Here is a 20,428-nt window from a genome sequence, read left to right on the forward strand (position 1 = left end):
GGCTGTCGTAAGGGGCCTGGCACCCGGCCCCGGAAGGCGGCCCCGGGTACCGCACCCACGGTCAGCCCCGCGGCCCGGTCAGCAGGAGCGCCGCGACCGCGTCGTCCCCCGCACCCCCGGCGGTGGCGAGGACCGCGCCGTCGCGGCCGGCGTCGAAGTGGGCGACCGCGGCGGCGCACTGGAGGACGCCCAGCGCGCCGGCGCACGGACCCAGGCGGGCCTGGAGGTCGAAGGCCGCCGCCCCGGGCACGGGACCCTGGCCGGGAGCGGGCGAGCCGTCCCCCTCCGTGAGCCACAGACCCGGCGGCCCCGCGGCGCGCCCGGAGGTCACGGCCGCCACGGCCGCCGCCCGGTCCGCCGCGCGCGCGTAACCGCCGACCGTGGCCCGGGCGCGCGCGCCGCGTGCCTCCGCGCCCGTACGCGACTCGAGCACGAGGGCGACGGCACCGTCGAGGACCGGGGCGCCCAGCAGCTTGGTGACGGCGTCGCCCGCGGGCTCCACCCCGATCACCACGGCGGTCTCCGCGCGCCCGGCGGCGATCACGCCCCGCGCCCAGTACACCGCGTCGAGCCCGCTCGTGGGGCCGTTGCACAGGGTGATGTTCGGCCCGCGCAGCCCGTGCCGCATGGCGACGGAGCCGGCCGTGACGTTGCTCGACGTCTGCGGCAGGCCGAGCGGGCTCAGCCCGGTCACGGTGTCCCGGGCGATGATGTCGGTGAACGCGCAGACGCTGTCCAGGATGCCGAAGTTGGAGGACACCAGGACGGCGGTCGTGTCCCCGTCGCCGCCGAAGCCGTCCTCGCCGTACAGGCCGGCGTCGCGCAGCGCGGGCTCGGTGGCGCGCAGGGCGAGGCGGGAGCCGCGGTCCTTGTGGCGCATCTCGCGGCCGGTCAGGCCGGTGTGCGGGTCGAAGCCGCCCTCGCGTACGGCACCGAGCAGCTCGTCCGGCAGCGTCAGCCCCGGCACGGCGAGCCCCGCACCGGTGACGACGACCTCCCGGGCCGCCGCCCGCCGCCCGTCCGCCCTTTCCGTACCCGCCGTGCCGTCGTGTCCGTCGCGCCTCATCGTGCCGCCTCCAGGATCGCCACCGCGTTGATCCCGCCGAAGCCGAACGCGTCGACCTGGGCGATGCCGATCCGGGCGGCCGCCGCTTGGTGCCGGACGAGCCGGAGCCCGGCGGCCTCCGGCACGGGGTCGGTGAGCCCGAGCACCGGCGGCACGGTGCCCCGCCGGGTGGCCAGCACCGCCATGACCAGGCTCAGCAGCCCCGAACCGCCCAGCGTGTGCCCCGTCATCGACTTGACGGCGGTCATCAGGGGCCCGGCGCCGGGCTCGAAGAGCGCCGAGAGGACCCCGGCCTCGGTCGTGTCGTTCTTCGGGGTGCCGCTGCCGTGCAGCATGACCAGGTCGATGTCCTCCGGCCCCACCCCGGCGCGCCGGTAGGCGTCCCGCAGCACGCGGGTGATGCCCGCCGGGTCGGGGGCCGTCGGGTGGTGGGCGTCGCAGTTCACGCCGACGGCCCGCAGCCGGGCGTACACCCGCTGCCCGGGGGCGGCGGCACGCCGTACGACCACGGCCACGGCGCCCTCGCCCATCAGCATGCCCTTGTGCGAACGGTCGAAGGGGCGCAGTGCCTCGGGGACGTCGTTCTGCACCCGGTCCAGGGTGCCGAAGGCGCTCTCGCCGAGGGCGTCCGTGCCCGCGACGACGACGGTGTCGGCCTCGCCCGCCTCGATCAGGTCCGTGGCCATGGCCAGTGCGTAGAGGGAGGCCGCGCAGGCGTTGGCGAAGGTATAGGTGCGGGTGGCGCCGAAGGTCTCCCGCAGCGCGGTGCCGAAGTGCAGGCCGGCGGTGTCGAGCGGGGTGCCCTCCTTCCACCACAGCTCGGCGCTGCGCTGCTCCTGGAGCGTGGTGCCGACGAGGACGGGCACGTCCGCGAGGTCGCCGGGGTGGCCCGCGTCGGCCAGGGCCCGGCCGACGGCCGCCTTCAGCCAACGGGTCGCGCGGCCCGGTTCGTCCGCACCGGGCCGGGCCCGGTCGTCGATCTCGTACGCCCGTTTCGCCCGGTACTTCGTGGTGTCGAAGGCCCGGAGGCCGGCCAGCCCGGTACGGCCCGCGCACAGCGAGTCGAAGATCTCCTCGGGTGTGGAGCCGATGCTCGCGACCGCCCCCATGCCGACGATGTCCCGGCTCATGACCGCCCCACCCGCTCACGGAGCTTGTAGGCGGCCAGCTTGCCGGTGGCCGTCGCGGGCAGGACGTCGACGAACTCGAAGCGGCTCGGACGCTTGTAGGGCGCGAGCCGGGAGCGGACCGAGGCGCGGATGGCCCGCCGTACGGCCTCCCGGTCGGCGCCCTCCGCGGTCACGGTGAAGGCCACGGAGTGCTGGAGGCCGTGCCGGTCGGGGGTGCCGACCACCACGCAGTCCGTGACGCCGTCGATCGAGCGGACCACGTCCTCGATCTCGCCGGGCACGACCTTGTAACCGCCGAGGTTGAGGACGTCGTCGGCGCGGCAGAGGTAGACGATGCCGCCGTCGGGGTTCCGCCGGACCAGGTCGCCGGTGTACGCGCCGCCGTCGGCGAAGGTGGCACCGCCGGCGTCGGCGCGGCCGACGTAGCCGAGGGAGACCGTGGGCCCGCCGATGTGCAGCCGGCCGTCCGTGCCGTCCGGCACCGGTACGCCGCGGTCGTCGCGGACGGTCACGGTCACCCCGGGGACGGGCAGGCCCGCGAGGCCGTGCATGGGCGGCGCGGCCGGGGTGGCGACGGCGACGTGCATCACCTCGGTGGCGCCGAGGCAGTTCATCACCCGCGCGCCGAAGGCCTCCTGCACGCGCAGGCTGAGCCCGGCCGGGCAGTTCTCGCCGGCGGTCAGGCACAGCCGCAGTCGTCCGGTCACCTCGTCGCCGGGCGACGGGAGCGTGTCGAGCAGTCCCGCGTACAGGCGGGGCACCGAGCACAGCACGGTCGGGCGGTGGCGGCGCAGGGCGGCGGCGACCGCGCGCGGGTCGACGGCGCCGCGCAGGAGGACGGCGCTCGCCCCGGCGGCCAGGGTGCACAGTACGGAGCTGCCGAAGCCGTAGCCGAAGGACATCCGGGCGGTGGACAGCACCACGTCGTCCGGGCGCAGGCCCATCACCTCGCCGAACCCGTCGAGCATGGCGGTGATCCCGGCCGCGGAGTGGCGTACGCCCTTCGGGCGGCCGGTGCTGCCCGAGGTGTACTGGACCAGCGCCTCCCGGTCGACGGGCCGCGCGGCGGCGGGTGCCGTGCCGCCCGGCCGGTGGGCGTCGGTCGCCCGGCCGGTGCGCAGCCCCTCCCGCACCCCCTCGCCCGTGAACCGGGACAGGCCTGCGAACGCCTCCTCCAAGGAGCGCTCCCGGGCCGCGCCGACGTCCAGATGGACCAGGGCCGCCGCGCAGTCCCCGGCGATGAACCGCAGGTCCGCGTCGGAGTGCAGCGGGCTCACCGGAACCGGCACACAGCCGTGCCACCACAGGCCCAGCACGGCCACGGCGGTGGCCACCGAGTCCTCGGCGACGATCAGACCACGGACGCCGGGCGGCACGCCGCGCGCCCGCAGCGCCCCGGCGTAGCCCCGTGCCGCCCGGTGGAGCCGCGCGTACGACACCTCGCCGGCGTCGGGATCCGCATAGGCGGTCCGGTCGCCGTGGCCCGCCGCCAGATGGACGCCCAGCAGACGGTCCGTCAGTGACGGGCGGCCGGCGGGGGCGGCCGGCGAGGCGGAGGCGTCCTGACGAGGCGGGGGGCCCGCCGGGGAACGCGCCGGGGAATCCGGGAAGGCCGCGGCCGCGTCGGCGCGTTTCGCCGCCAGCAGGGCCGCCGCGTCCCGCACGCTGTCGACCGCCGCCGTCTCCTCGTCGGTGAGCGCGACGCCGAAGGTCTGCTCGATGCGCGCCGCGATCTCGACCTTCTCCAGGGAATCCACCTTGAGCTCCTGGTGGAACGAGGCGTCGGCCGGTACGTCCCGCACATCCAGCTCGAGAACGCACGCCACTATTTCGCGAAGCCGGTCACCGGCGTCGGAATTCCGCACGGGTGTACTCCTTATCGGCCTTGTCGGCTTTATCGGGCCCTGTCGAGTGGGCACGGACCGGTCATAGCGATCCGGAGCTCTCCGGAGGACTTTTCCCGACACTAGCGAGACGGAATTCCGGTATCGAAGGGACGGCGGGGCAGTACGTCAGGTCCTCGGAGCCCCGGGGCCGGGAGCCGGGGCGGAACCCTCGCCCAGGACGTCCTGCCTGGTGGGAGAGGGAGAAAACACCTTCTGGCGGGCGGACTTGACGGGCTATGGACCGGCCGGTGGCCGTGCCCGGCCCGGCGCGGATAACTTCGCTTGTCGGCGGGCACCACCGGCGGACCGTGAGGTTCCGGAGCGGCCGGGCAAGCAACGGAAAAGCAACGGCAGAGCCCTTTCCGCACCCGGGCCCCGGAACTCCCGAACGACGTGCCGAGGAGTTCCCGTAGTCGCGCCGCCCCGCGATTCCGCGGTTCCGTACTTCCCGACAGAAGCCAGGTGAATGATGCCCCTCACTTCACGCACTCTGCTGACCCCGGAGGCCCGCCTGAGCCTCGTGGACCACCCGGGCCTCGGCGGCGGCAACGCGTGGCGCGTGGCCGCCGCGCTCAACCCGGCCGCCGACCTGCCGCTGATCGCCGCGGACATCCCGCTCCTCAACACCGAGGGCTGGCAGCAGTCGGAGTTCAGCCTCCGCCAGCTCGACGCGCTGGCCGACGCCTGGGCGGCCTGGTACCACGACCAGGGCGTCCGCCCCCGCGACCGCGTCGCCGTCTACCTTGAGGACTCCTTCGAGGACCACCTCCAGCTCGCGGCCCTGGCCCGCATCGGCGCCATCGCGGTGCTCATCAACGGCCGGATGAAACCCGAACTCGCCCTCGGCCTCATCCGCCGCACCGCCCCCGTCGGCATCTACACCGACGCCCCCCGGCTCGCCCTCTTCGCGGGCCGCGAGCGCGAACTCCCCGTCGTCCGCTGGACCCGCACCCGCCAGGACGTCGGCATCCTCGGCAACCGCACCCCGCCCGCCGGCGCCGAGTACCGCCACGGTGCCGAGGACCCGGTCGTCATCTGCCACTCCTCCGGCACCACCGGCAACCCCAAGCCCGTGGTCTGGACCCACCGGCAGAGCGTCGCCGGCGCCCTCTACCGGCTGGCGCACCAGCCCGAGCCGGCCGGCTCCCTCGCCCTGGCGGCCTTCCCCCAGTCCCACTCCAGCGCCATCGCCTTCACCTTCTACTCCCTCCTCGCCGGACTCCCCACCGTCGGCTGGTCCGACCCCACCGGCCCCGGCCTCGCCCGCGGCTGCGCCACCTACCGGCCCACCGTCGTCCTCGCCTTCAACGAGGCCCTGACCGACCTGGCCACCCGTGACCCCGACCCGGCCGCCTTCGGCTCCGTCGAGGTGTGGCTGAACCTCGGCGACTGCGGCCACGACGCCCATATGCGCAAGCTCATGCGGCTCGGCCGCACCAGGACCGGCGACACCACCGTGCCCGGCTCGGTCATCGACGACGGCCTCGGCTCCTCCGAGCTCGGCTGGGCGGCGCTGCGCCGCGTGATCACCCCGGACAGCCCGCCCCGCGCCCGCCACCTCGGCCGGCGCGTACCGATCTCCGAGGTCGCCGTCCTGCGCGAGGACGGCAGCCACGCGGACCCGGGCGAGGTCGGCCTGCTCGGCGTGCGCGGCGACTCCATCGCCCGCGGCTACTGGAACGACTCCGACACCACCTACCGCTCCACCCTCGCCGGATACTGGCTCTCCGGCGACCTCGTCCACCGCACCGAGGAAGGCGACTTCTTCCACGTCGACCGCGCCGTCGACCGGATCCGCACCGAGGCCGGGGACGGCTACTCCGCGCTGATGGAGGAGGAGCTCCTGCTCGGCCTCGACGAGGTCGCCGACTGCGCCGTCGTCGCGGGCCACGACCACGACCGGACCGTACCCGTCGCCCTCGTCCGCCTGTACGACCGCGCGGCCGGCGGGAACGGCGGCGCGCCGCCCGCCCGGGACGCCGTGGACCTGCTGCGCCGGGCCAACGCCGTCCTCGACCGGATAGGCCAGCCCCGCCTCGCCCTGCTGGAGATCGCCGCCTCACCGGCCGATCTCCCGCTCGGGCCCACCGGCAAGGTCCTCAAGCGGCAGCTGCGCGAGAAGTACGTCTCCCTCCGGACCTACCGCCCGGCCGACCCCGAGGCCGTCGCCACCACCGCCGACGTGCCCGCACCGGTGGTCCCCCGGTGACCGCCGCGCCCGCCGGCCCCACCGGCATCACCGGCTTCCTCCCCGCGCCGTCCGAGGACCCTGTCGCCCGGATCAACGCCGCGGGCGCCGGCACCCTCGCCGGCCGGATGGGCATCACCTTCCTCGAAGCCTCCCCGGACCGGCTGGTCGCCACCATGCCCGTCGCCGGGAACACCCAGCTCTACCGCATGCTGCACGGCGGGGCCTCGGTCGTCCTCGCCGAGTCCCTCGGCTCCATCGGCGCGGTGCTGCACGCGGGGGACGGGCACATCGCCGTCGGCGTCGACATCAACGCCACCCACCACCGGGCCGTACGCGGCGGAACCGTCACCGGCGTCGCGACCGCACTCCACCTCGGTGACACGGCGGCCACCTACGAGGTCGTCATCTCCGACGACGGCGGCCGCCGGCTGTGCACCTCCCGCGTCACCTGCGCCATCCACGGGAGGAGACGCCGCCCGTGACACCCCCCGGGCGCGCACCCCCGCCGGGGCGGCCCCCTGCTCCACCCCTCCGTCCACCACCCCGTACCGACCGACCACAGGTCCGCAAACCGCGCCGCACGCCGTACGCGCCGGCGCCGAGGAGTCCCATGACCGACCAACTCGCCCCGCCCACCGTGGCGGGCAAGACCACGCCCCCGTCCCTGCGCACCGGCCCCGTCCTCCTCGTACTGCTGTCGGCCATGTTCTTCGCCCAGTTCGACTTCTTCGTGGTGAACGTCGCCGCGCCGTCGCTGGAGACGAGCATCCACGCCGGACCCGCGGCCCTCGAACTCGTCGTCGGCGGCTACGCCTTCGCCTACGCGGCAGGCATGATCACCGGGGGCCGGCTGGGGGACAAATACGGCTACCGCCGGCTCTTCGTCATCGGCACGATCGCCTTCGGGATCACCTCCCTGCTCTGCGGCATCGCCGTCAACCCCGAACAGCTCATCGTCGCCCGGCTGGCCCAGGGCCTGGCCGGCGCGGTGATGGTCCCGCAGGTGCTCGCCGTCGTCACGGCCGACTTCCCCGACGAGAAGAAGCCCCGCGCGATGGCCTGGTACGGCGCCGCGGCCGGCCTCGGCTCCATCGCCGGCCAGGTGCTCGGCGGCGCCCTGATCGCCGCCGACTTCGCCGGCCTGGGCTGGCGCACCATCTTCCTGATCAACGTGCCCTTCTGCGTGGTCATCGCCGCCGCCGCGATGCGCGTGCTGCCCGCCCGCACCCACACCCGGCGCGTCGGCCTCGACCCCGTCGGCGCCTTCGGCGTCTCCCTCGCCCTCGCCCTGCTCCTGGTCCCGCTGACCATGGGCCACAGCTCCGACTGGCCCGTGTGGACGTGGATCAGCATGGCGCTGGCCGTCCCCGTCGCCCTGGTGACCCTGCGCTGGGAGCGGCGGCTCGGGGCCCGGGGCGGCGACCCCGTGCTCGTCTTCCCGCTGTTCCGCAGCCCCTCCTTCCGCGGCGGCGTGGTCGCGAGCGTCGCGTTCATGGTCTACTTCGGCAGCTTCATGTTCACCCTGACCCTGCTCCTCCAGTCCGGGCTGGACCTCGGCCCGTTCCAGGCGGGCCTGGTCTTCTCCCCGATGGGCGTCCTCTTCACCGCCACCTCCATGATCGGCGGCCGGCTCACCGACCGGTGGGGCATGAGCGCCCTCGTCGTCAGCAGCGGGGTCATCGCCCTCGGCCTGATCGCCCTCGCCGTGCGGCTCTTCACCGCCGGCCCCGACACCGGACTGCCCTGGATCGTGGCCTGCCTGTGCCTGATCGGCGCGGGCAACGGCGTGGTGCTCCCCGCCCTGTTCGGGGCCGCGCTGATGCGCGTACGGCCTCAGGACGCGGGCATCGCCTCCGGCATCCTCACCACCACCCAGCAGTTCGCGAGCGCCGCCGGCGTGGCCGTCATCGGCGCGGTGTTCTTCGCCGTCGCCGGCCATGAGGCCACTTCCGCCGGCTGGGCCACGGCCATGGGCTGGGCCACCGCGATCAGCGTCGCCATGGTCCTCGTCGTGATGTGGATGACCTGGACGTTCAGGCGCTTCACCGGCCCGGGCGCCGCTCGGAGCGCGGACGTCCCGGCCGCGCACGTCTGACCCGCCGGCCCTTCCGCGGGGTGAGGTCCCCGCACACCGGGGACCGCACCCCCACCCCTCAAGAGGCAGAGCGAAGGAGACAGCACGCCATGTGTGGAATAGCGGGATGGGTCTCGTACGACCCGGCGCGACCCGTCACGGCCGCGACGGCCGACGCGATGACCGGCACCATGGCGTGCCGCGGCCCGGACGCCCACGGCCTGTGGCGGGACGGCCGCGCCGCCCTCGGGCACCGCCGGCTCGCCGTCATCGACCCCGACGGCGGCGCCCAGCCCATGACCTTCGCCCACGACGGGCGCACCCTCGTCTCCCTCACCTACAGCGGCGAGGTCTTCAACTTCCGGGAGCTGCGCCGCGAACTCACCGCACGCGGCCACACCTTCCGCACGAGCAGCGACACCGAGGTCGTGCTGCACGCCTACCTCGAATGGGGCGAGGGACTCACCGAGCGCCTCAACGGCATGTACGCCTTCGCCCTCTGGGACACCCGCACCGAGGAACTCCTCCTGGTACGCGACCGCATGGGCGTCAAGCCGCTCTACTACTACCCGCTCGCCGACGGCGTCCTCTTCGGCTCCGAGCCCAAGGCGATCCTCGCCAACCCGGCGGCCCGGGCCGCCGTCGACGCCGAAGGGCTCGCCGAGCTCGTCGCCTTCACCAAGACCCCCGGACACGCCGTCTACAAGGGCATGTACGAACTTCCGCCCGGCCACACCCTGCGCGTCGGGCGCACCGGCAGCGGGCTGCGCCGCTACTGGGCCCTGGAGGCCCGCGAGCACACCGACGGCCTCGGCGCCACCGTCACCCACGTACGGGACCTGCTGGAGGACATCATCGGCCGGCAGCTGGTCGCCGACGTGCCCGTCGGCACGCTCCTCTCCGGCGGCCTGGACTCCAGTGTCATCACCGCGCTCGCCGCCCGCCACCGCACCGCCACCGGCGGCGGGCCCGTACGGTCCTTCGCCCTCGACTTCGCCCGGCACGCCCGGGACTTCCGCGCCGACGACTGGCGCGGCACCCCCGACACGCCCTTCGCCGAGGCCCTCGCCCGCCACGTGGGCGCCGACCACCGCGTCGTCACCCTCGAGCCGAGCGCCCTCCTCGGCACCGAGGCCCGCGAGGCCGTGATGCGCGCCCGCGACCTGCCCTTCGATCTGGGCGACGGCGACACCTCGCTCTACCTCCTCTTCAAGGCCGTCCGCGAGCAGTGCACCGTCGCCCTCTCCGGTGAGTCGGCCGACGAGGTCTTCGGCGGCTACCGCTGGTTCCACCACCCCGACTCCGTCGCCGCCGGCACCTTCCCCTGGCTCGCCCCGCCCTTCGGCACCGGCATCTCCGGCCCCGGCAGCGGTCCCGGCGAGTCCCTCCTCGACCGCGGCCTCCTGGAGAAGATCGACCTCGCGGGCTACCGCGCCGACCGCTACCGCGAGGCCCTCGCCGAGGTGCCGCACCTCGACGGCGCGCCACCTGTCGAACGGCGCATGCGCGAGATCGGCTATCTGCATCTCACCCGTTTCGTGCAGTGGATGCTCGACCGCAAGGACCGGGCGAGCATGGCCGTCGGTCTGGAGGTCCGGGTGCCGTTCTGCGACCACCGCCTGGTCGAGTACGTGTTCAACACCCCCTGGGCGATGAAGACCTTCGACGGCCGGGAGAAGTCCCTGCTGCGCGCCGCCACCCGCGACCTCCTCCCGCCCGAGATCGCCGACCGCGTCAAGGCCCCCTACCCGACCACCCGCGACCCGCACTACCTCGAAGGGCTGCGCACCGCCCTGAAGCGCGCCACCTCCGGGCCCGACGCGCCGGTCCGCGCCCTGCTCGACGGCCCGTCCCTCGCGGCGGCCACCGCGGACGACCCGGCGCCGGGTTTCCGTACCGGTACGGAGCTGGTGCTCGCGCTGGACTTCTGGCTGCGGAGGCATGACGTGGCGTCGGAGATCTGAGTCGGGGCGGGGCCCGTACGCAGCGGAGGCACGTTGGACGACAAGTCGTGGGCGATCACGTGTAACGGAACCAGGTGGCAGTCTCACGTCCGGTGCAACGGTGAATGGTCCCCCAGCCCCTACTTTAGTGGAAACTTCTTCGTCCGCCTGACATGCGGGGGTAGCGCGGTCGCCACAGGTGGCGCCGTCACCGACGAGAGCTGACGCTGTCCCACCCTTGATTCGCCCTGCCGGCCCACGCCCCGGCAGGGCGAATCAGCCTGTCACGCCAGAAGCTTCGCCAGCGGCTCCGCCTCCGCCTCCGCCGTCGGCCGGGACACGTACAGCGCGGTGTGGAACCAGCCCTCGGTCTCCCGCCCACGGGGGTCCTCACGGGCCGCCGCCACCGCCTTCACGGCGTACCGCTGCTCGTCGGGGCCGGTGAACCGCCGCTGCGGGAAGGTCCGGGTGGTGAGCTTCTCCGTGCGCAGGCCGCGCGCGGCCAGGGCGCTCGCGACCGGCCGGTAGGGATAGGTCCGCAGGACGAACGCGGCCACCCACACCGGGCCGTCCGCGTGGTCGAGCACGGCGCCGAGGCTCCGGCCGGTGAGGAAGCTCGCCCCGCCGGTGATGGTCAGCAGCCGGGTGCCGCGCAGTTCCCGCCGCAGCTCCGGATCCGGCGGCGTCGTCTCCAGGTTCACGGCGAACCCCGCGTCCAGCAGGCCCACGGCGCGCCCGTAGCGCACGGCGTTCGCGGCGATGTCCAGGCCGACCGTCCGGGACGCGCCGGACCGGCGCCGCTCCGCGTAGAACGCCCGGTCCGCCTCGATCAGTTCGGCGGTGGTGAGCCCGGCGGCCGCCGCCGAGGTGTAGCGGGCGTACAGGTCGGCCAGGGTCACGTCATGGTTGAGCAGCGCGGCGTTGGCGCCGTACGAGCAGCAGAGGTCCACCACCGTGGCCGACGGGCCTCCGCAGGCGGCGGCCAGGCGCCGGAAGACGTCCTGGGCGTGGTGCGGCGTCTGGTATTCCCACGGTCCGAGCGCCTGGAAGTAACCCCGGGGGTCGGGCCGGTCGTAGATCTCGTCGAAGGAGGTCATCCCGGCACCCGGCGTCTGCGTCATGCGTGCGCGTCCTCTCGCCCCTGAGAGCTGCTCCCGTCACTCCTCACGCTAGTGATTCCCGTGCACCATGGCCACCGGGCTGTACGGAGCGGATCGGGGATCCGGGAATCCGAAGATCGTCGCCGGGGTTCTCCGGGACGGCGACGGCGCTTCCGCCCCGCCCCGACGCACCGAAGGGACTCCGCGCATGACCTCTCCCCGTACCCGCGGCGGGACCGGCGCCGCCTCGCTCCAGGGCCGTGACGTCGTCATCGTCGGCGGGAGTTCCGGCATCGGCCTGGAGGTGGCGCGCCGCGCCGTCGCCGCCGGAGCCCGGGTGACGCTCGGCGGCCGGAGCGAGGAGAAGCTGGGCCGGGCGGCGGAGTCGCTCGGGGACGCCGCGCGCTGGGCCGTGGTCGACAACACCGACAAGGAGTCGCTGGCCGCCTTCTTCGCGGGGGTCGAGCGGATCGACCACCTCTTCACGCCCGCCGCCACCTATCAGGTGGGCCCCATGCGGGAGTTGACCGACGCCGAGGCCGAGAGCCCGTTCGTGTCGAAGTTCTGGGGGCAGTACCACGCGGTGAAGCACGCGGCGCCCAAGCTGGCGCCCGACGGGTCGGTGGTCCTGATGGCCGGCGCGGCGAGCGTCCGGCCGCCCGCCGCGGCCCCCGCCTACGTGGCGTGCAACGCGGCGATCGAGGGGCTCGGCAGGGGGCTCGCCGTGGAACTCGCGCCCGCACGCGTCAACGTCGTCTCGCCCGGGACGATCGACGGGAACCTCTGGGCGGGCCGCCCGGAGGCGGCGCGGGAGGCGAGCTTCGCGCAGTACGAGCGGGACGCGCTGCTCCGCAGGACGGGCACCGAGGGCGAGGTCGCCGACGCGGTGCTCTTCCTCTTCACCAACACCTTTATGACGGGCTCGACGCTCTACCCCGACGGGGGGTACGCGCTGCGCTGACCCCGCCGGGGTGGAGCCGCGCGTGGTGACACCGGTCCGGGGACGCGCACGGCGGCGACCGCGCGCGTCCCCGGGCGTCCGGAGGCTCTCAGTGCCCCCGGGCGATCCAGTCCGCCAGGGCCGGGGCCTCGGCCCCGATCGTGGTGGTGTCGCCGTGGCCGGTGCGCACGACGGTCTCCGGCGGCAGCGTCAGCAGCCGGTCCCGGATCGAGTCGATGATGGTGGGGAAGTCCGAGAAGGACCGCCCCGTCGCGCCCGGCCCGCCGTGGAAGAGGGTGTCGCCGGTGAAGACCGTGCCCAGCGCGGGCGCGTACAGGCAGACGCCGCCGGGGGAGTGGCCCGGGGTGTGCAGCATGGTCAGCTCCGTGCCGGCGACGGTGAGCGTCCCGCCGTCCGCGAGCTCGCCGTCGGGGGCCGTCCCGGGGTGCGTACGGTCCCACAGCTCGCGCTCGGCGGGGTGGAGCAGGACCGGCGCGCCCGTACGGGCCGCGAGCTCGGGGGCGGCGCCGATGTGGTCGTTGTGCGCGTGCGTGCACACGATCGCCACCAGCCGGCGGCCGCCCACCGCCTTCTCGATCGCGGCGGCGTCATGGGCCGCGTCGATCACGACGACCTCGTGGTCGTCGCCCACGAGCCAGACGTTGTTGTCGACGTCCCACACCCCGCCGTCCAGGGCGAAGGTGCCGGACGTCACCAGGTGTTCGATACGAGCGGTCGTCACAGCAGCACCACCGAACGCAGGACCTCGCCCTTCTCCATGCGGTGGAAGGCCTCCTCGACCTCGTCCAGGGCGATCGTCTCGCTGACGAACGCGTCGAGGTCGAGCCGTCCCTGGAGGTAGAGGTCGATCAGCATCGGGAAGTCGCGGGACGGCAGGCAGTCGCCGTACCAGGAGGACTTCAGCGAGCCGCCGCGCCCGAAGACGTCCAGCAGCGGCAGCTCCAGCTTCATCTCCGGCGTGGGCACACCGACCAGGACCACGGTGCCCGCCAGGTCACGGGCGTAGAAGGCCTGCTCGTAGGTCTCCGGGCGGCCCACCGCGTCGATCACCACGTCCGCGCCGAAGCCGCCGGTGAGCGAGCGGATCGCCTCGACGCCGTCGGTGGAGCGGGAGTTGACGGTGTGTGTGGCGCCCATCGACTTGGCCGTCTCCAGCTTGCCGTCGGAGATGTCCACGGCGATGATCTTCGAGGCGCCGGCCAGCCGCGCGCCCGCGATCGCCGCGCTGCCCACGCCGCCGCAGCCGATCACCGCGACCGTGTCGCCGCGTCCGACCGCACCGGTGTTGATCGCCGCGCCGAGACCGGCCATCACGCCGCAGCCGAGCAGACCGGCGGCGGCGGCCGACGCTGCGGGGTCGACCTTGGTGCACTGCCCGGCGGCCACCAGGGTCTTCTCCGCGAAGGCGCCGATGCCCAGGGCGGGGGAGAGCTCGGTGCCGTCCGTGAGCCTCATCCGCTGCTCGGCGTTGTGCGTGTTGAAGCAGTACCAGGGGCGGCCGCGCAGACAGGCCCGGCACTGCCCGCAGACCGCGCGCCAGTTGAGGATCACGAAGTCGCCGGGGGCCACCTCGGTCACACCGGCGCCGACCGACTCCACCACGCCCGCGGCCTCATGGCCTAGGAGGAAGGGGAACTCGTCGTTGATGCCGCCCTCGCGGTAGTGCAGATCGGTGTGGCACACCCCGCAGGCCTGGATCTTCACCACGGCCTCGCCGGGTCCGGGGTCCGGCACCACGATCGTCTCGACCCGGACGGGTTCGCCCTTGCCTCGGGCGATGACACCGCGTACTTCTTGCGCCATGGGGGACAGCCTGCCTTTCTCTCCGGTCGCTCCGGTGGAGCCGCCCTCCACTCTGCGCCGCCGGACAGTCGCTGTCCAACATCCCAACCCGATCACATTCAGCAGCCGATCCGATCAATCCATGGGACCGTTCCTTGATCGTTCTCCTGGTCCGTCCCGGCGGTTCCTCGATCAGTCCGCGGGCAGGGCCGTCGGCCCCCGCTCCTCCAGCATCGCCAGCAAGGCCCTGGCCGCCGCGGTCGGCTGACCGGCCGCCGGCACCGCGACCGCCACCTGCCAGGACGTCGGACTGTCCAGCGGGACCGCGCTCAGCCCGCGCGCCTGCTCCTTGAACGTCACGGGCCGGGGCACGACCGCCGCCCCCAGGCCCCGGGACACCAGATCGAGCAGCGTATAGACGTCATTCACCTGGAGCGCCACCTTCCGGGCCACCCCGGCGTCCGCGAAGGCCAGGTCCGCCGCGCGCCGCGCGCCCCAGTCGGGATGCAGGTCGACGAAGACCTCGCCGCCCAGCTGAGCGGGCGGCACCGGCCCGCCCACGCCGGCCAGCGGATGGTCCGCCCGGCACAGCAGCATCAGGGGCTCCGCGGCGACCCCGCGCAGGCGTACGCCCTCATGGGAGCCGTCGTGCACCACGAAGGCCACGTCGAGCTCGCCGCGCCGCACCTGCTCCAGCAGCCGCCCGGAACCCGCCTGCTCCATATGGATCTCCACCTGCGGGTGCTTGGCGTGGAAGGCGGCCAGCAGCGCCGCCGCGTCGACCGTGCCCATGCACTGCTCGGTGCCGACCGAGAGCTTCCCGCCCATCAGCCCCTGCACGGCGGCGACCGCCTCCCTGGCGGCGGCGGCGCAGGCCAGCGTGCGCCGCGCCTCGACCAGCAGCGCCCGCCCGGCGTCGGTGAGCCCCACCCGCCGGGTGGTGCGCAGGAACAGCTCCGCGCCCAGCTCCCGCTCCAGCGCCCGCACCGACGCCGACACCCCGGACTGGGCCACGCGCAGCCGCTCGGCGGCGTGGGTGAAGTGCTGCTCCTCGGCGACGGCCACAAAGTGCTCGAGGTGTCTGAGTTCCATGATTCAGCATGGTAGGTGCTGGATGGGGGGTGCTGGATTCCGAGGCCGCGCGCCGGGCGGGCGCGCCTTCACGACGGGTCCGCACCGGTGGGCGGCCCGGCCCGCCGCCGCGCGCGGCCGGGCCCGCTCGTCGCGCCCCGCCGTGGGCCCGCCGAGCCTCTCCACGACACCTCCACGCCCCCTCCGTGTCCCCTTCATGACCTCTCCGCGCCCCCTCCTCAAGGGTGTGCAGGAGCACTTCCCGGCCAACTCGCAACAGAGCGGCAACAGTGTCACCTGGCTCACACCAGCTCCGTAGGCCCCATGGCGCCCAGTGGTCTTGGCCGGTCCTGTTCGGTGGGTGCAGCCAGAAGTGGCCGTTCGTGTCTACAGTCCCTCGCCATGCGCAGAACAACACTGGGACGGCTGAGCCTGTCCGCGATCCTCGCCTTCGTCGTCGCCCTCCTGGGCCTGGCCGGACCGGCCTCCGCCGCCGACACCCCGCCGATGACCATCACCGTCGACAAGCAGTCCGCGACGCCGGGCTCGACCGTCACCATCAAGCTCACCTTCACCAACGACCAGACCACGAACTCCCAGTTCGTGTACCAGTCGATCCAGCCGACGTACACCACCACCTCGGACCCCGGCCTGAAGTACGCCTTCGACGCGTGCACCGGCGACACGTCCTCCTGCACCGTCGCGACGAAGCAGAGCGGCGCCGTGAGCTACAACGTCCCCGTCCTGCCGGGCGCCAGCCGCACCGTCACCCTGACCTACAAGGTCGGCGCGGACTCGGCCTGCGGCCCGAGCCGGCGGATCGAGTTCTACACCTACCTCTACTACGAGTACCAGGGCGGCCAGCTCAACAAGTCGGGCCTCTTCCCCGTGGGCGGCACCGACATCACCTGCGCGACCCCCGGCACTCCGGCGGCGGCACACTGAACACCCGCACACCCCGGAGCTGATCAGGCACCGGACCGCGCCGCGTTGCTGAACGCGTCGGCGGTCGCGTACCACAGCAGCACACAGCCTTGAGGTCCGGCCCGGCCAGGAACACCCTGGCCGGGCCTGGGCGCGTCCAGGGGCGGGCGGTTCAGAGGCGAGGGGCGGACCGCGCGGTCGCGGCCTCGTAGCAGCCCTCGCAGACGGGGAAGGACACCTCGCCCACGGCGGGCAGCCGCAGGGTCAGGAGCAGGTCCGGGTAGGCGTCCTCGGAGCAGACGTGCCTTCCCCGGTGGGCCACGGCGCACATGCAGTGGCACGGCTCCGTCTGTTCCGTCGAAGCGATCATCGGAGACGGGGCGCGGCCGTGCCGCAGGCTTCCGAAGGGGGCCATGGCGCCATTGTGGACCCTCGGCCCGTCACCGGCGAGGGCAAGCGGGGCTGGTCCGAGTGGGTGAAGGGGCACATACGTCCGGTCCCCGGCGGGAAAGTTCGGTGCGCCGGGGTCCGAAGGGCGGATCCCGGTCGGCGCGCGCCCCCACGCTGCGCCGTGGCACGTGTTTCACGGAACGGGACGACGGATGGCAACAGGCAGGGTGAAGTGGTTCAACGCCGACAAGGGCTTCGGGTTCATCGAGCAGGACGACGGGGGGCCGGACGTCTTCGTCCACTTCTCGGCCATCGAGGGGTCGGGGTACAAGTCCTTGGAGGAGAACGCGGCCGTCAGCTATGAGGTGACGCAGGGGCCGAAGGGGCCGCAGGCGGAGCGTGTCGTTCCGGAGTAGGGGTTGTGCGGTGGGGGTGGGGGGTGAGGGCGGGGTGCCGCTGCGCGGGGCCTTTCCCCAGCCCCGCCCCTTCCCGACCCGGGGCTCCGCCCCGGACCCCGGTCCTCAAGCGCCGGACGGGCTGAAAATCAGCCCGTCCGGCGCTTGAGGACACCGCGCGGAGCGCGGAAAAGGGGGCCCAGGGGCTTGCCCCCGGTTACGGGAAGGGGCGGGTAGGGGATAAAGCCCCGCGCAGCGGCACCCGCACCCGCACCCCCACCCCACCCCGCCCTCAGTCAACGCACGGCACCCCACCCATCTCCACCGCCGGCCCCTGGAAAGCGTCCGACGGCACAGGCCCGGGCGAAGCCCCCGACGTGGCCCCGCCACCACCACCCGCGGACCCCCCGTCCGATCCGGACCGCGACGCCTCGCCAGACCCAGACCCAGCCCCAGCCCCAGACCCCGTCGGCGAAGCCGACGCCGTCGCCGACCCGCCCCCGATCATCTTCCCCACCAGCGCCCGCACCTTGTCCGCGTCGACGAGGTTCACCGCCTCCCCTTTCCGCGTCGCGAACCCCTCGATCGGAAGGGTGTGGAACTCCGCGTTGCCCCCGGTCAGGTTGGGCGCCTGCCGGGCGAAGTCCAGGATGTTCCAGCGGTCGTCGATGACGACGTCCTTCTTGACGACGTCGAAGAGCCCCTGGAGCTTGCCGACGTCGCCCCATACGCCCTGGGACTTGAGCTTGTGGGTCACGGAGGACAGGAAGGCCTGCTGACGGCGCGTACGGTCGAGGTCGCCGCCGTCCAGGCCGTGGCGCTGCCGGACGAACGCCAGGGCCTGCCGGGCGTCGAGGTTCTGCAGGCCGGCGGGGAAGTCCGCGCCGGAGTAGCGGTCGCGCACGGGCTTCTTCAGGCACACCTGGACCGGCTGCACCACCTTGGCGATGTCGTAGAAGCCGAGGAGGTTGACCTCGGCGAAGTGGTCGATCGGCACGCCGAGGAACTTCTGGACCGTGGCGAGCGTGGCCTCGCGGCCCGCCTCCCTGCCCCGGTGCTCCAGGTCCGCGCCGCGGACGCCCTCGGCGACCAGCTTCTCCTCGGCCTCCGCCTTGGCCAGGCCGTACGCCTCCTTGATCTTGTGCTCGCCGCGTCCGCCGGCGATCTCGACGTAGTCGTCGCGAGGGATGGAGAAGGCGGTGACCTTCCCGCCGCCCGCCGGGATGTGCATCAGGATCAGCGTGTTGGTGTTGTAGCCGCCGATCTCGCTGGAACCGGCGTGCAGTTCCCGTTCGACGAACTCCTTGGGGAGGGCGTTGCCGTTCATGTCCCTGCGGCTGTCCAGGCCGATCAGCAGGACGTTCACGGCGCCGTCGCGGCCACGGGGCGCCCCGTCGCGCAGCGCGTCGAGCGCGTGCGAGGTGATGAGGCCGTTGTTCAGCCAGTGGTAGGCGAACCAGCCGACGCCGCTGGTGAGCAGCACGGCCGCCGAGGTGAGGCACACCGCGAGGCGGGCGAGACCGGCGGCCCTCGCCCGCCTCGTCCCACGGCGGCGGGGCGCGGGACGCCGGCGCGGCGCGCCGCCCGTCCTCCTGGGGGCGGGCACCGAGGTGCGCCGGGGGGCGGGCGCGCCCGTGGTCCTCCTGGGTGCGGTCCGGGGGTACTCAGGCATGCGCGGCCCTCCCGCGCCGTCGCCGGCCGGCCCGCCGGGAGCCGTCGGCCCGCCGGGAGCCGCCGGGGCGTACGGACCCGTCAGGACGCGCGGACCGGCCGGTGCGTACGGCGCGCAGCGTGAGCACCAGCACGGCGGCGGCCTCGGCGGCGGCGATCGCCGGGAAGCTGTCCATCGCCCAGCGGATCCCGGCCGTCATGGCCGTCGTGCCGGTGTGCGGGCCCGAAGCGCCCGTCAGGAGTTGGGTCACGGCGGCGACGGCGGCTATCACCAGGGGCGGCAGCGCCGCCGCCCACCAGGCGCGGCCACGGGGGGCCGTCAGGGCGGCCAGGGCGGCGGCCAGGGCGGCGGCCGCCGCGAAGAGCCAGCCGAGCCCGGGGCCGCGGGCCGCGTCCACGGCGGCACCCGAGGCGAGCAGTGCCGCCGGGACGAGCAGCGGCACCCAGGCCCGCCGGTCCCGTCCGCCCGTTCTCCGCCGCCGTGTCGCGGTCGGCCTGCCACCCATGCGTGCTCCCCATCGGTCGGGTGCGAGCCCAGCTCGCCTTGCATATTTGCGCAATATAGCAAGTGTCAGGGAGGTGATCGCGCCCCGTGCGGCCGTCCGCACCCCCCGGTCCGGTCGCCGGCCCGGTCCGCCACCGGAGCTCCCGGCCGTTACGGGACAGTGACACGCGAGGAGACAACGCACCCGGGGAACGTACCGTCTCATTCCACGGATCAGTGCCAATGACGGCTCATTGGTGTGGAGTTGCCATGAAAAGTATGAATTCCACGAAAAGGCATGTGAAGCTCCGCGTAAGGAGTCTCACGCGGACCCCACTGTTCAAGGCACCGCTGGTCACGGCCCTGCGGACGGCCGCCGCCGGCGCACTCTGCGCCGCCGCGCTCGCCCTGCCCGCGTCCCTCGCGACGGCCGAGGAGGTGAGGAACGCCGACGGGGTGATGAGGATCGCCGCGCCCGCCCACCCCGTACGGGTCGGCCGGATCGTACGGGTCGGCGGCGACGGCCGCGCCGGCGCCGCGGCCGCGCGCTATCTGCGCGCCTGCGTGCAGCAGCGCACCGCCGACCGGGGCACCTGGCAGACCGTGACCTGCGGGGCGCCGGTGGCCTCCGGGGCGGACGCGCGGGTCGAGGCGCGGCTGCGCGCCCGGCGCCCCGGCACCCTCCAGCTGCGCGGGGTGCTCTACGGCCTGGACGGCGCCCGGGACCCGCACCCCGGCCCGCCGCTCGGCGGCTCACCCGTCCGCGTCCTCCACGTACGGTGACGTGTGCGGGCCCGTCCGCGCGGGCCCTCCGTCAGACCGCCCCGCCCCCCGCCAGCACACTGCGCACCGTCGCCGCCGAGCCCCCGGCCACCGCGCGGTCCCGGGCGCGGTCCTCGCGCACCTGCGCCCCCAGACGCTGGAGGGTCTCAGGCGGGCAGCCCTGGCGCAGCGTCGGGAACAGGTCGTGCTCCTCGTGCCGGATGTGCTGGGTGACCTCGCGCTCCAGCGCGCGGACACGGCCGTCGAAACCGGGTTCGAGCACCGTGCAGGACTCCAGCCCGCGCAGCATGGCCGTCAGCCGCTCCTGGCCCGCGTTCTCCTTCTCGACGAAACCGTCACCGCCGGGCAGGCAGGAGCGGACGGCCGGGTAGAGGTACCGCTCCTGGGCCGCCGTGTGCCGCGCCAGCTCACCGGCCGCCTCCTGGAGGAGGCGTTCGCGCCCGGTGTCCTCGATGGGGGTCCGGTGGATCCATGTGAACAGCGCCTCGATCACCCGGTGGTCGGTCTCCAGCTCGGTGATGATGTCGGTGCGGGTCATGGGACCGTCCCTTCGCGTCGTGTGACTGCGTCGGGAACC

At 74.0% G+C, this 20,428-nt stretch carries 19 protein-coding genes; 8 read left to right on the forward strand and 11 right to left on the reverse strand.

Features of this window, described 5'->3' with window-relative positions:
- Nucleotides 1–61: 61 nt before the first annotated feature.
- From LUZ64_RS25705 to LUZ64_RS25715, 3 genes are read right to left on the reverse strand one after another with little or no spacing between them, the layout of a single operon-like run.
- Nucleotides 62–1,066: a beta-ketoacyl synthase N-terminal-like domain-containing protein gene (locus LUZ64_RS25705; RefSeq protein WP_095581827.1), complete on the reverse strand. Its 1,005-nt coding sequence runs from the start codon at nucleotides 1,064–1,066 to the stop codon at nucleotides 62–64.
- A complete protein-coding gene (locus tag LUZ64_RS25710) occupies nucleotides 1,063–2,196 on the reverse strand; it encodes a beta-ketoacyl synthase N-terminal-like domain-containing protein (RefSeq protein WP_095581828.1) in 1,134 nt (377 codons plus the stop codon). The genes LUZ64_RS25705 and LUZ64_RS25710 overlap by 4 nt, the downstream gene beginning before the upstream one ends.
- On the reverse strand, nucleotides 2,193–4,061 hold the full coding sequence (locus LUZ64_RS25715) for an AMP-binding protein (protein ID WP_232398819.1): 1,869 nt from the start codon (nucleotides 4,059–4,061) through the stop codon (nucleotides 2,193–2,195). The genes LUZ64_RS25710 and LUZ64_RS25715 overlap by 4 nt, the downstream gene beginning before the upstream one ends.
- Nucleotides 4,062–4,551: 490 nt before the next feature.
- Between LUZ64_RS25715 and LUZ64_RS25720 the strand changes: the two genes are divergently transcribed.
- From LUZ64_RS25720 to asnB, 4 genes are all read left to right on the forward strand, one after another.
- Nucleotides 4,552–6,291, forward strand: coding sequence for a class I adenylate-forming enzyme family protein (locus tag LUZ64_RS25720; protein ID WP_095581829.1), 1,740 nt, complete (start codon nucleotides 4,552–4,554; stop codon nucleotides 6,289–6,291).
- Nucleotides 6,292–6,317: 26 nt separating this feature from the next.
- Nucleotides 6,318–6,755 (forward strand): hotdog fold thioesterase, encoded by a 438-nt coding sequence (locus tag LUZ64_RS25725; protein WP_372478744.1) that lies wholly within the window; start codon nucleotides 6,318–6,320, stop codon nucleotides 6,753–6,755.
- Between the two features lie 128 nt (nucleotides 6,756–6,883).
- Nucleotides 6,884–8,368, forward strand: a complete 1,485-nt coding sequence (locus LUZ64_RS25730; RefSeq protein ID WP_095580868.1) for an MFS transporter — start codon at nucleotides 6,884–6,886, stop codon at nucleotides 8,366–8,368.
- Between the two features lie 89 nt (nucleotides 8,369–8,457).
- Complete coding sequence (asnB, locus tag LUZ64_RS25735) at nucleotides 8,458–10,311, forward strand: asparagine synthase (glutamine-hydrolyzing) (protein ID WP_095580869.1); 1,854 nt, start codon at nucleotides 8,458–8,460, stop codon at nucleotides 10,309–10,311.
- 263 nt (nucleotides 10,312–10,574) lie between these two features.
- On the opposite strand, the gene LUZ64_RS25740 is transcribed toward asnB, so the two are convergent.
- Nucleotides 10,575–11,411 carry a hypothetical protein gene (locus LUZ64_RS25740; protein ID WP_170116712.1) on the reverse strand — a complete coding sequence of 279 codons (837 nt, stop codon included), beginning with the start codon at nucleotides 11,409–11,411 and terminating at the stop codon, nucleotides 10,575–10,577.
- Between the two features lie 187 nt (nucleotides 11,412–11,598).
- On the opposite strand from LUZ64_RS25740, the gene LUZ64_RS25745 reads away from it, so the two are divergent.
- Nucleotides 11,599–12,351: an SDR family oxidoreductase gene (locus LUZ64_RS25745; RefSeq protein ID WP_095580870.1), complete on the forward strand. Its 753-nt coding sequence runs from the start codon at nucleotides 11,599–11,601 to the stop codon at nucleotides 12,349–12,351.
- An 88-nt stretch (nucleotides 12,352–12,439) separates the two neighbouring features.
- Here LUZ64_RS25745 and LUZ64_RS25750 read toward each other — a convergent pair whose 3' ends face one another.
- The 3 genes from LUZ64_RS25750 to LUZ64_RS25760 all read right to left on the reverse strand — a co-directional run bounded on the left by LUZ64_RS25750 (nucleotide 12,440) and on the right by LUZ64_RS25760 (nucleotide 15,225).
- Nucleotides 12,440–13,072 (reverse strand): MBL fold metallo-hydrolase, encoded by a 633-nt coding sequence (locus LUZ64_RS25750; RefSeq protein WP_095580871.1) that lies wholly within the window; start codon nucleotides 13,070–13,072, stop codon nucleotides 12,440–12,442.
- Nucleotides 13,069–14,154 carry an S-(hydroxymethyl)mycothiol dehydrogenase gene (locus LUZ64_RS25755; protein WP_095580872.1) on the reverse strand — a complete coding sequence of 362 codons (1,086 nt, stop codon included), beginning with the start codon at nucleotides 14,152–14,154 and terminating at the stop codon, nucleotides 13,069–13,071. Before LUZ64_RS25755 ends, LUZ64_RS25750 begins: the two co-directional genes overlap by 4 nt.
- Nucleotides 14,155–14,325: 171 nt before the next feature.
- Entirely contained in the window at nucleotides 14,326–15,225 is a 900-nt protein-coding gene (locus LUZ64_RS25760) for a LysR family transcriptional regulator (protein WP_095580873.1), read from the reverse strand.
- A 381-nt stretch (nucleotides 15,226–15,606) separates the two neighbouring features.
- Here LUZ64_RS25760 and LUZ64_RS25765 point away from each other — a divergent pair, with 381 nt between their 5' ends.
- Complete coding sequence (locus LUZ64_RS25765) at nucleotides 15,607–16,149, forward strand: hypothetical protein (RefSeq protein ID WP_095580874.1); 543 nt, start codon at nucleotides 15,607–15,609, stop codon at nucleotides 16,147–16,149.
- A 151-nt stretch (nucleotides 16,150–16,300) separates the two neighbouring features.
- On the opposite strand, the gene LUZ64_RS25770 is transcribed toward LUZ64_RS25765, so the two are convergent.
- Nucleotides 16,301–16,543, reverse strand: a complete 243-nt coding sequence (locus LUZ64_RS25770; protein ID WP_143593081.1) for a DUF6372 family protein — start codon at nucleotides 16,541–16,543, stop codon at nucleotides 16,301–16,303.
- A 187-nt stretch (nucleotides 16,544–16,730) separates the two neighbouring features.
- Between LUZ64_RS25770 and LUZ64_RS25775 the strand changes: the two genes are divergently transcribed.
- Entirely contained in the window at nucleotides 16,731–16,934 is a 204-nt protein-coding gene (locus LUZ64_RS25775) for a cold-shock protein (RefSeq protein WP_095580875.1), read from the forward strand.
- A 271-nt stretch (nucleotides 16,935–17,205) separates the two neighbouring features.
- Here LUZ64_RS25775 and LUZ64_RS25780 read toward each other — a convergent pair whose 3' ends face one another.
- A complete protein-coding gene (locus tag LUZ64_RS25780) occupies nucleotides 17,206–18,585 on the reverse strand; it encodes an LCP family protein (RefSeq protein ID WP_232398821.1) in 1,380 nt (459 codons plus the stop codon).
- Nucleotides 18,578–19,090, reverse strand: coding sequence for a DUF6542 domain-containing protein (locus tag LUZ64_RS25785; protein WP_143593073.1), 513 nt, complete (start codon nucleotides 19,088–19,090; stop codon nucleotides 18,578–18,580). The genes LUZ64_RS25780 and LUZ64_RS25785 overlap by 8 nt, the downstream gene beginning before the upstream one ends.
- A 257-nt stretch (nucleotides 19,091–19,347) precedes the next feature.
- Between LUZ64_RS25785 and LUZ64_RS25790 the strand changes: the two genes are divergently transcribed.
- Entirely contained in the window at nucleotides 19,348–19,851 is a 504-nt protein-coding gene (locus tag LUZ64_RS25790) for a hypothetical protein (protein ID WP_170116710.1), read from the forward strand.
- 31 nt (nucleotides 19,852–19,882) lie between these two features.
- Here LUZ64_RS25790 and LUZ64_RS25795 read toward each other — a convergent pair whose 3' ends face one another.
- Nucleotides 19,883–20,389, reverse strand: a complete 507-nt coding sequence (locus tag LUZ64_RS25795; protein WP_095580617.1) for a hemerythrin domain-containing protein — start codon at nucleotides 20,387–20,389, stop codon at nucleotides 19,883–19,885.
- Nucleotides 20,390–20,428: the final 39 nt, after the last annotated feature.

The sequence above is a fragment of the Streptomyces albireticuli genome (assembly GCF_021228125.1).
GTDB classification, from domain to species: domain Bacteria; phylum Actinomycetota; class Actinomycetes; order Streptomycetales; family Streptomycetaceae; genus Streptomyces; species Streptomyces albireticuli.

Coding starts and splice junctions, on each gene's coding strand:
- LUZ64_RS25705 (WP_095581827.1), bottom strand. CDS start 1,066: ATGAGGCGCGACGGACACGACGGCACGGCGGGTACGGAAAGGGCGGAC.
- LUZ64_RS25710 (WP_095581828.1), bottom strand. CDS start 2,196: ATGAGCCGGGACATCGTCGGCATGGGGGCGGTCGCGAGCATCGGCTCC.
- LUZ64_RS25720 (WP_095581829.1), top strand. CDS start 4,552: ATGCCCCTCACTTCACGCACTCTGCTGACCCCGGAGGCCCGCCTGAGC.
- LUZ64_RS25730 (WP_095580868.1), top strand. CDS start 6,884: ATGACCGACCAACTCGCCCCGCCCACCGTGGCGGGCAAGACCACGCCC.
- asnB (WP_095580869.1), top strand. CDS start 8,458: ATGTGTGGAATAGCGGGATGGGTCTCGTACGACCCGGCGCGACCCGTC.
- LUZ64_RS25740 (WP_170116712.1), bottom strand. CDS start 11,411: ATGACGCAGACGCCGGGTGCCGGGATGACCTCCTTCGACGAGATCTAC.
- LUZ64_RS25745 (WP_095580870.1), top strand. CDS start 11,599: ATGACCTCTCCCCGTACCCGCGGCGGGACCGGCGCCGCCTCGCTCCAG.
- LUZ64_RS25755 (WP_095580872.1), bottom strand. CDS start 14,154: ATGGCGCAAGAAGTACGCGGTGTCATCGCCCGAGGCAAGGGCGAACCC.
- LUZ64_RS25760 (WP_095580873.1), bottom strand. CDS start 15,225: ATGGAACTCAGACACCTCGAGCACTTTGTGGCCGTCGCCGAGGAGCAG.
- LUZ64_RS25765 (WP_095580874.1), top strand. CDS start 15,607: ATGCGCAGAACAACACTGGGACGGCTGAGCCTGTCCGCGATCCTCGCC.
- LUZ64_RS25770 (WP_143593081.1), bottom strand. CDS start 16,543: ATGGCCCCCTTCGGAAGCCTGCGGCACGGCCGCGCCCCGTCTCCGATG.
- LUZ64_RS25775 (WP_095580875.1), top strand. CDS start 16,731: ATGGCAACAGGCAGGGTGAAGTGGTTCAACGCCGACAAGGGCTTCGGG.
- LUZ64_RS25780 (WP_232398821.1), bottom strand. CDS start 18,585: ATGCCTGAGTACCCCCGGACCGCACCCAGGAGGACCACGGGCGCGCCC.
- LUZ64_RS25785 (WP_143593073.1), bottom strand. CDS start 19,090: ATGGGTGGCAGGCCGACCGCGACACGGCGGCGGAGAACGGGCGGACGG.
- LUZ64_RS25790 (WP_170116710.1), top strand. CDS start 19,348: ATGAATTCCACGAAAAGGCATGTGAAGCTCCGCGTAAGGAGTCTCACG.
- LUZ64_RS25795 (WP_095580617.1), bottom strand. CDS start 20,389: ATGACCCGCACCGACATCATCACCGAGCTGGAGACCGACCACCGGGTG.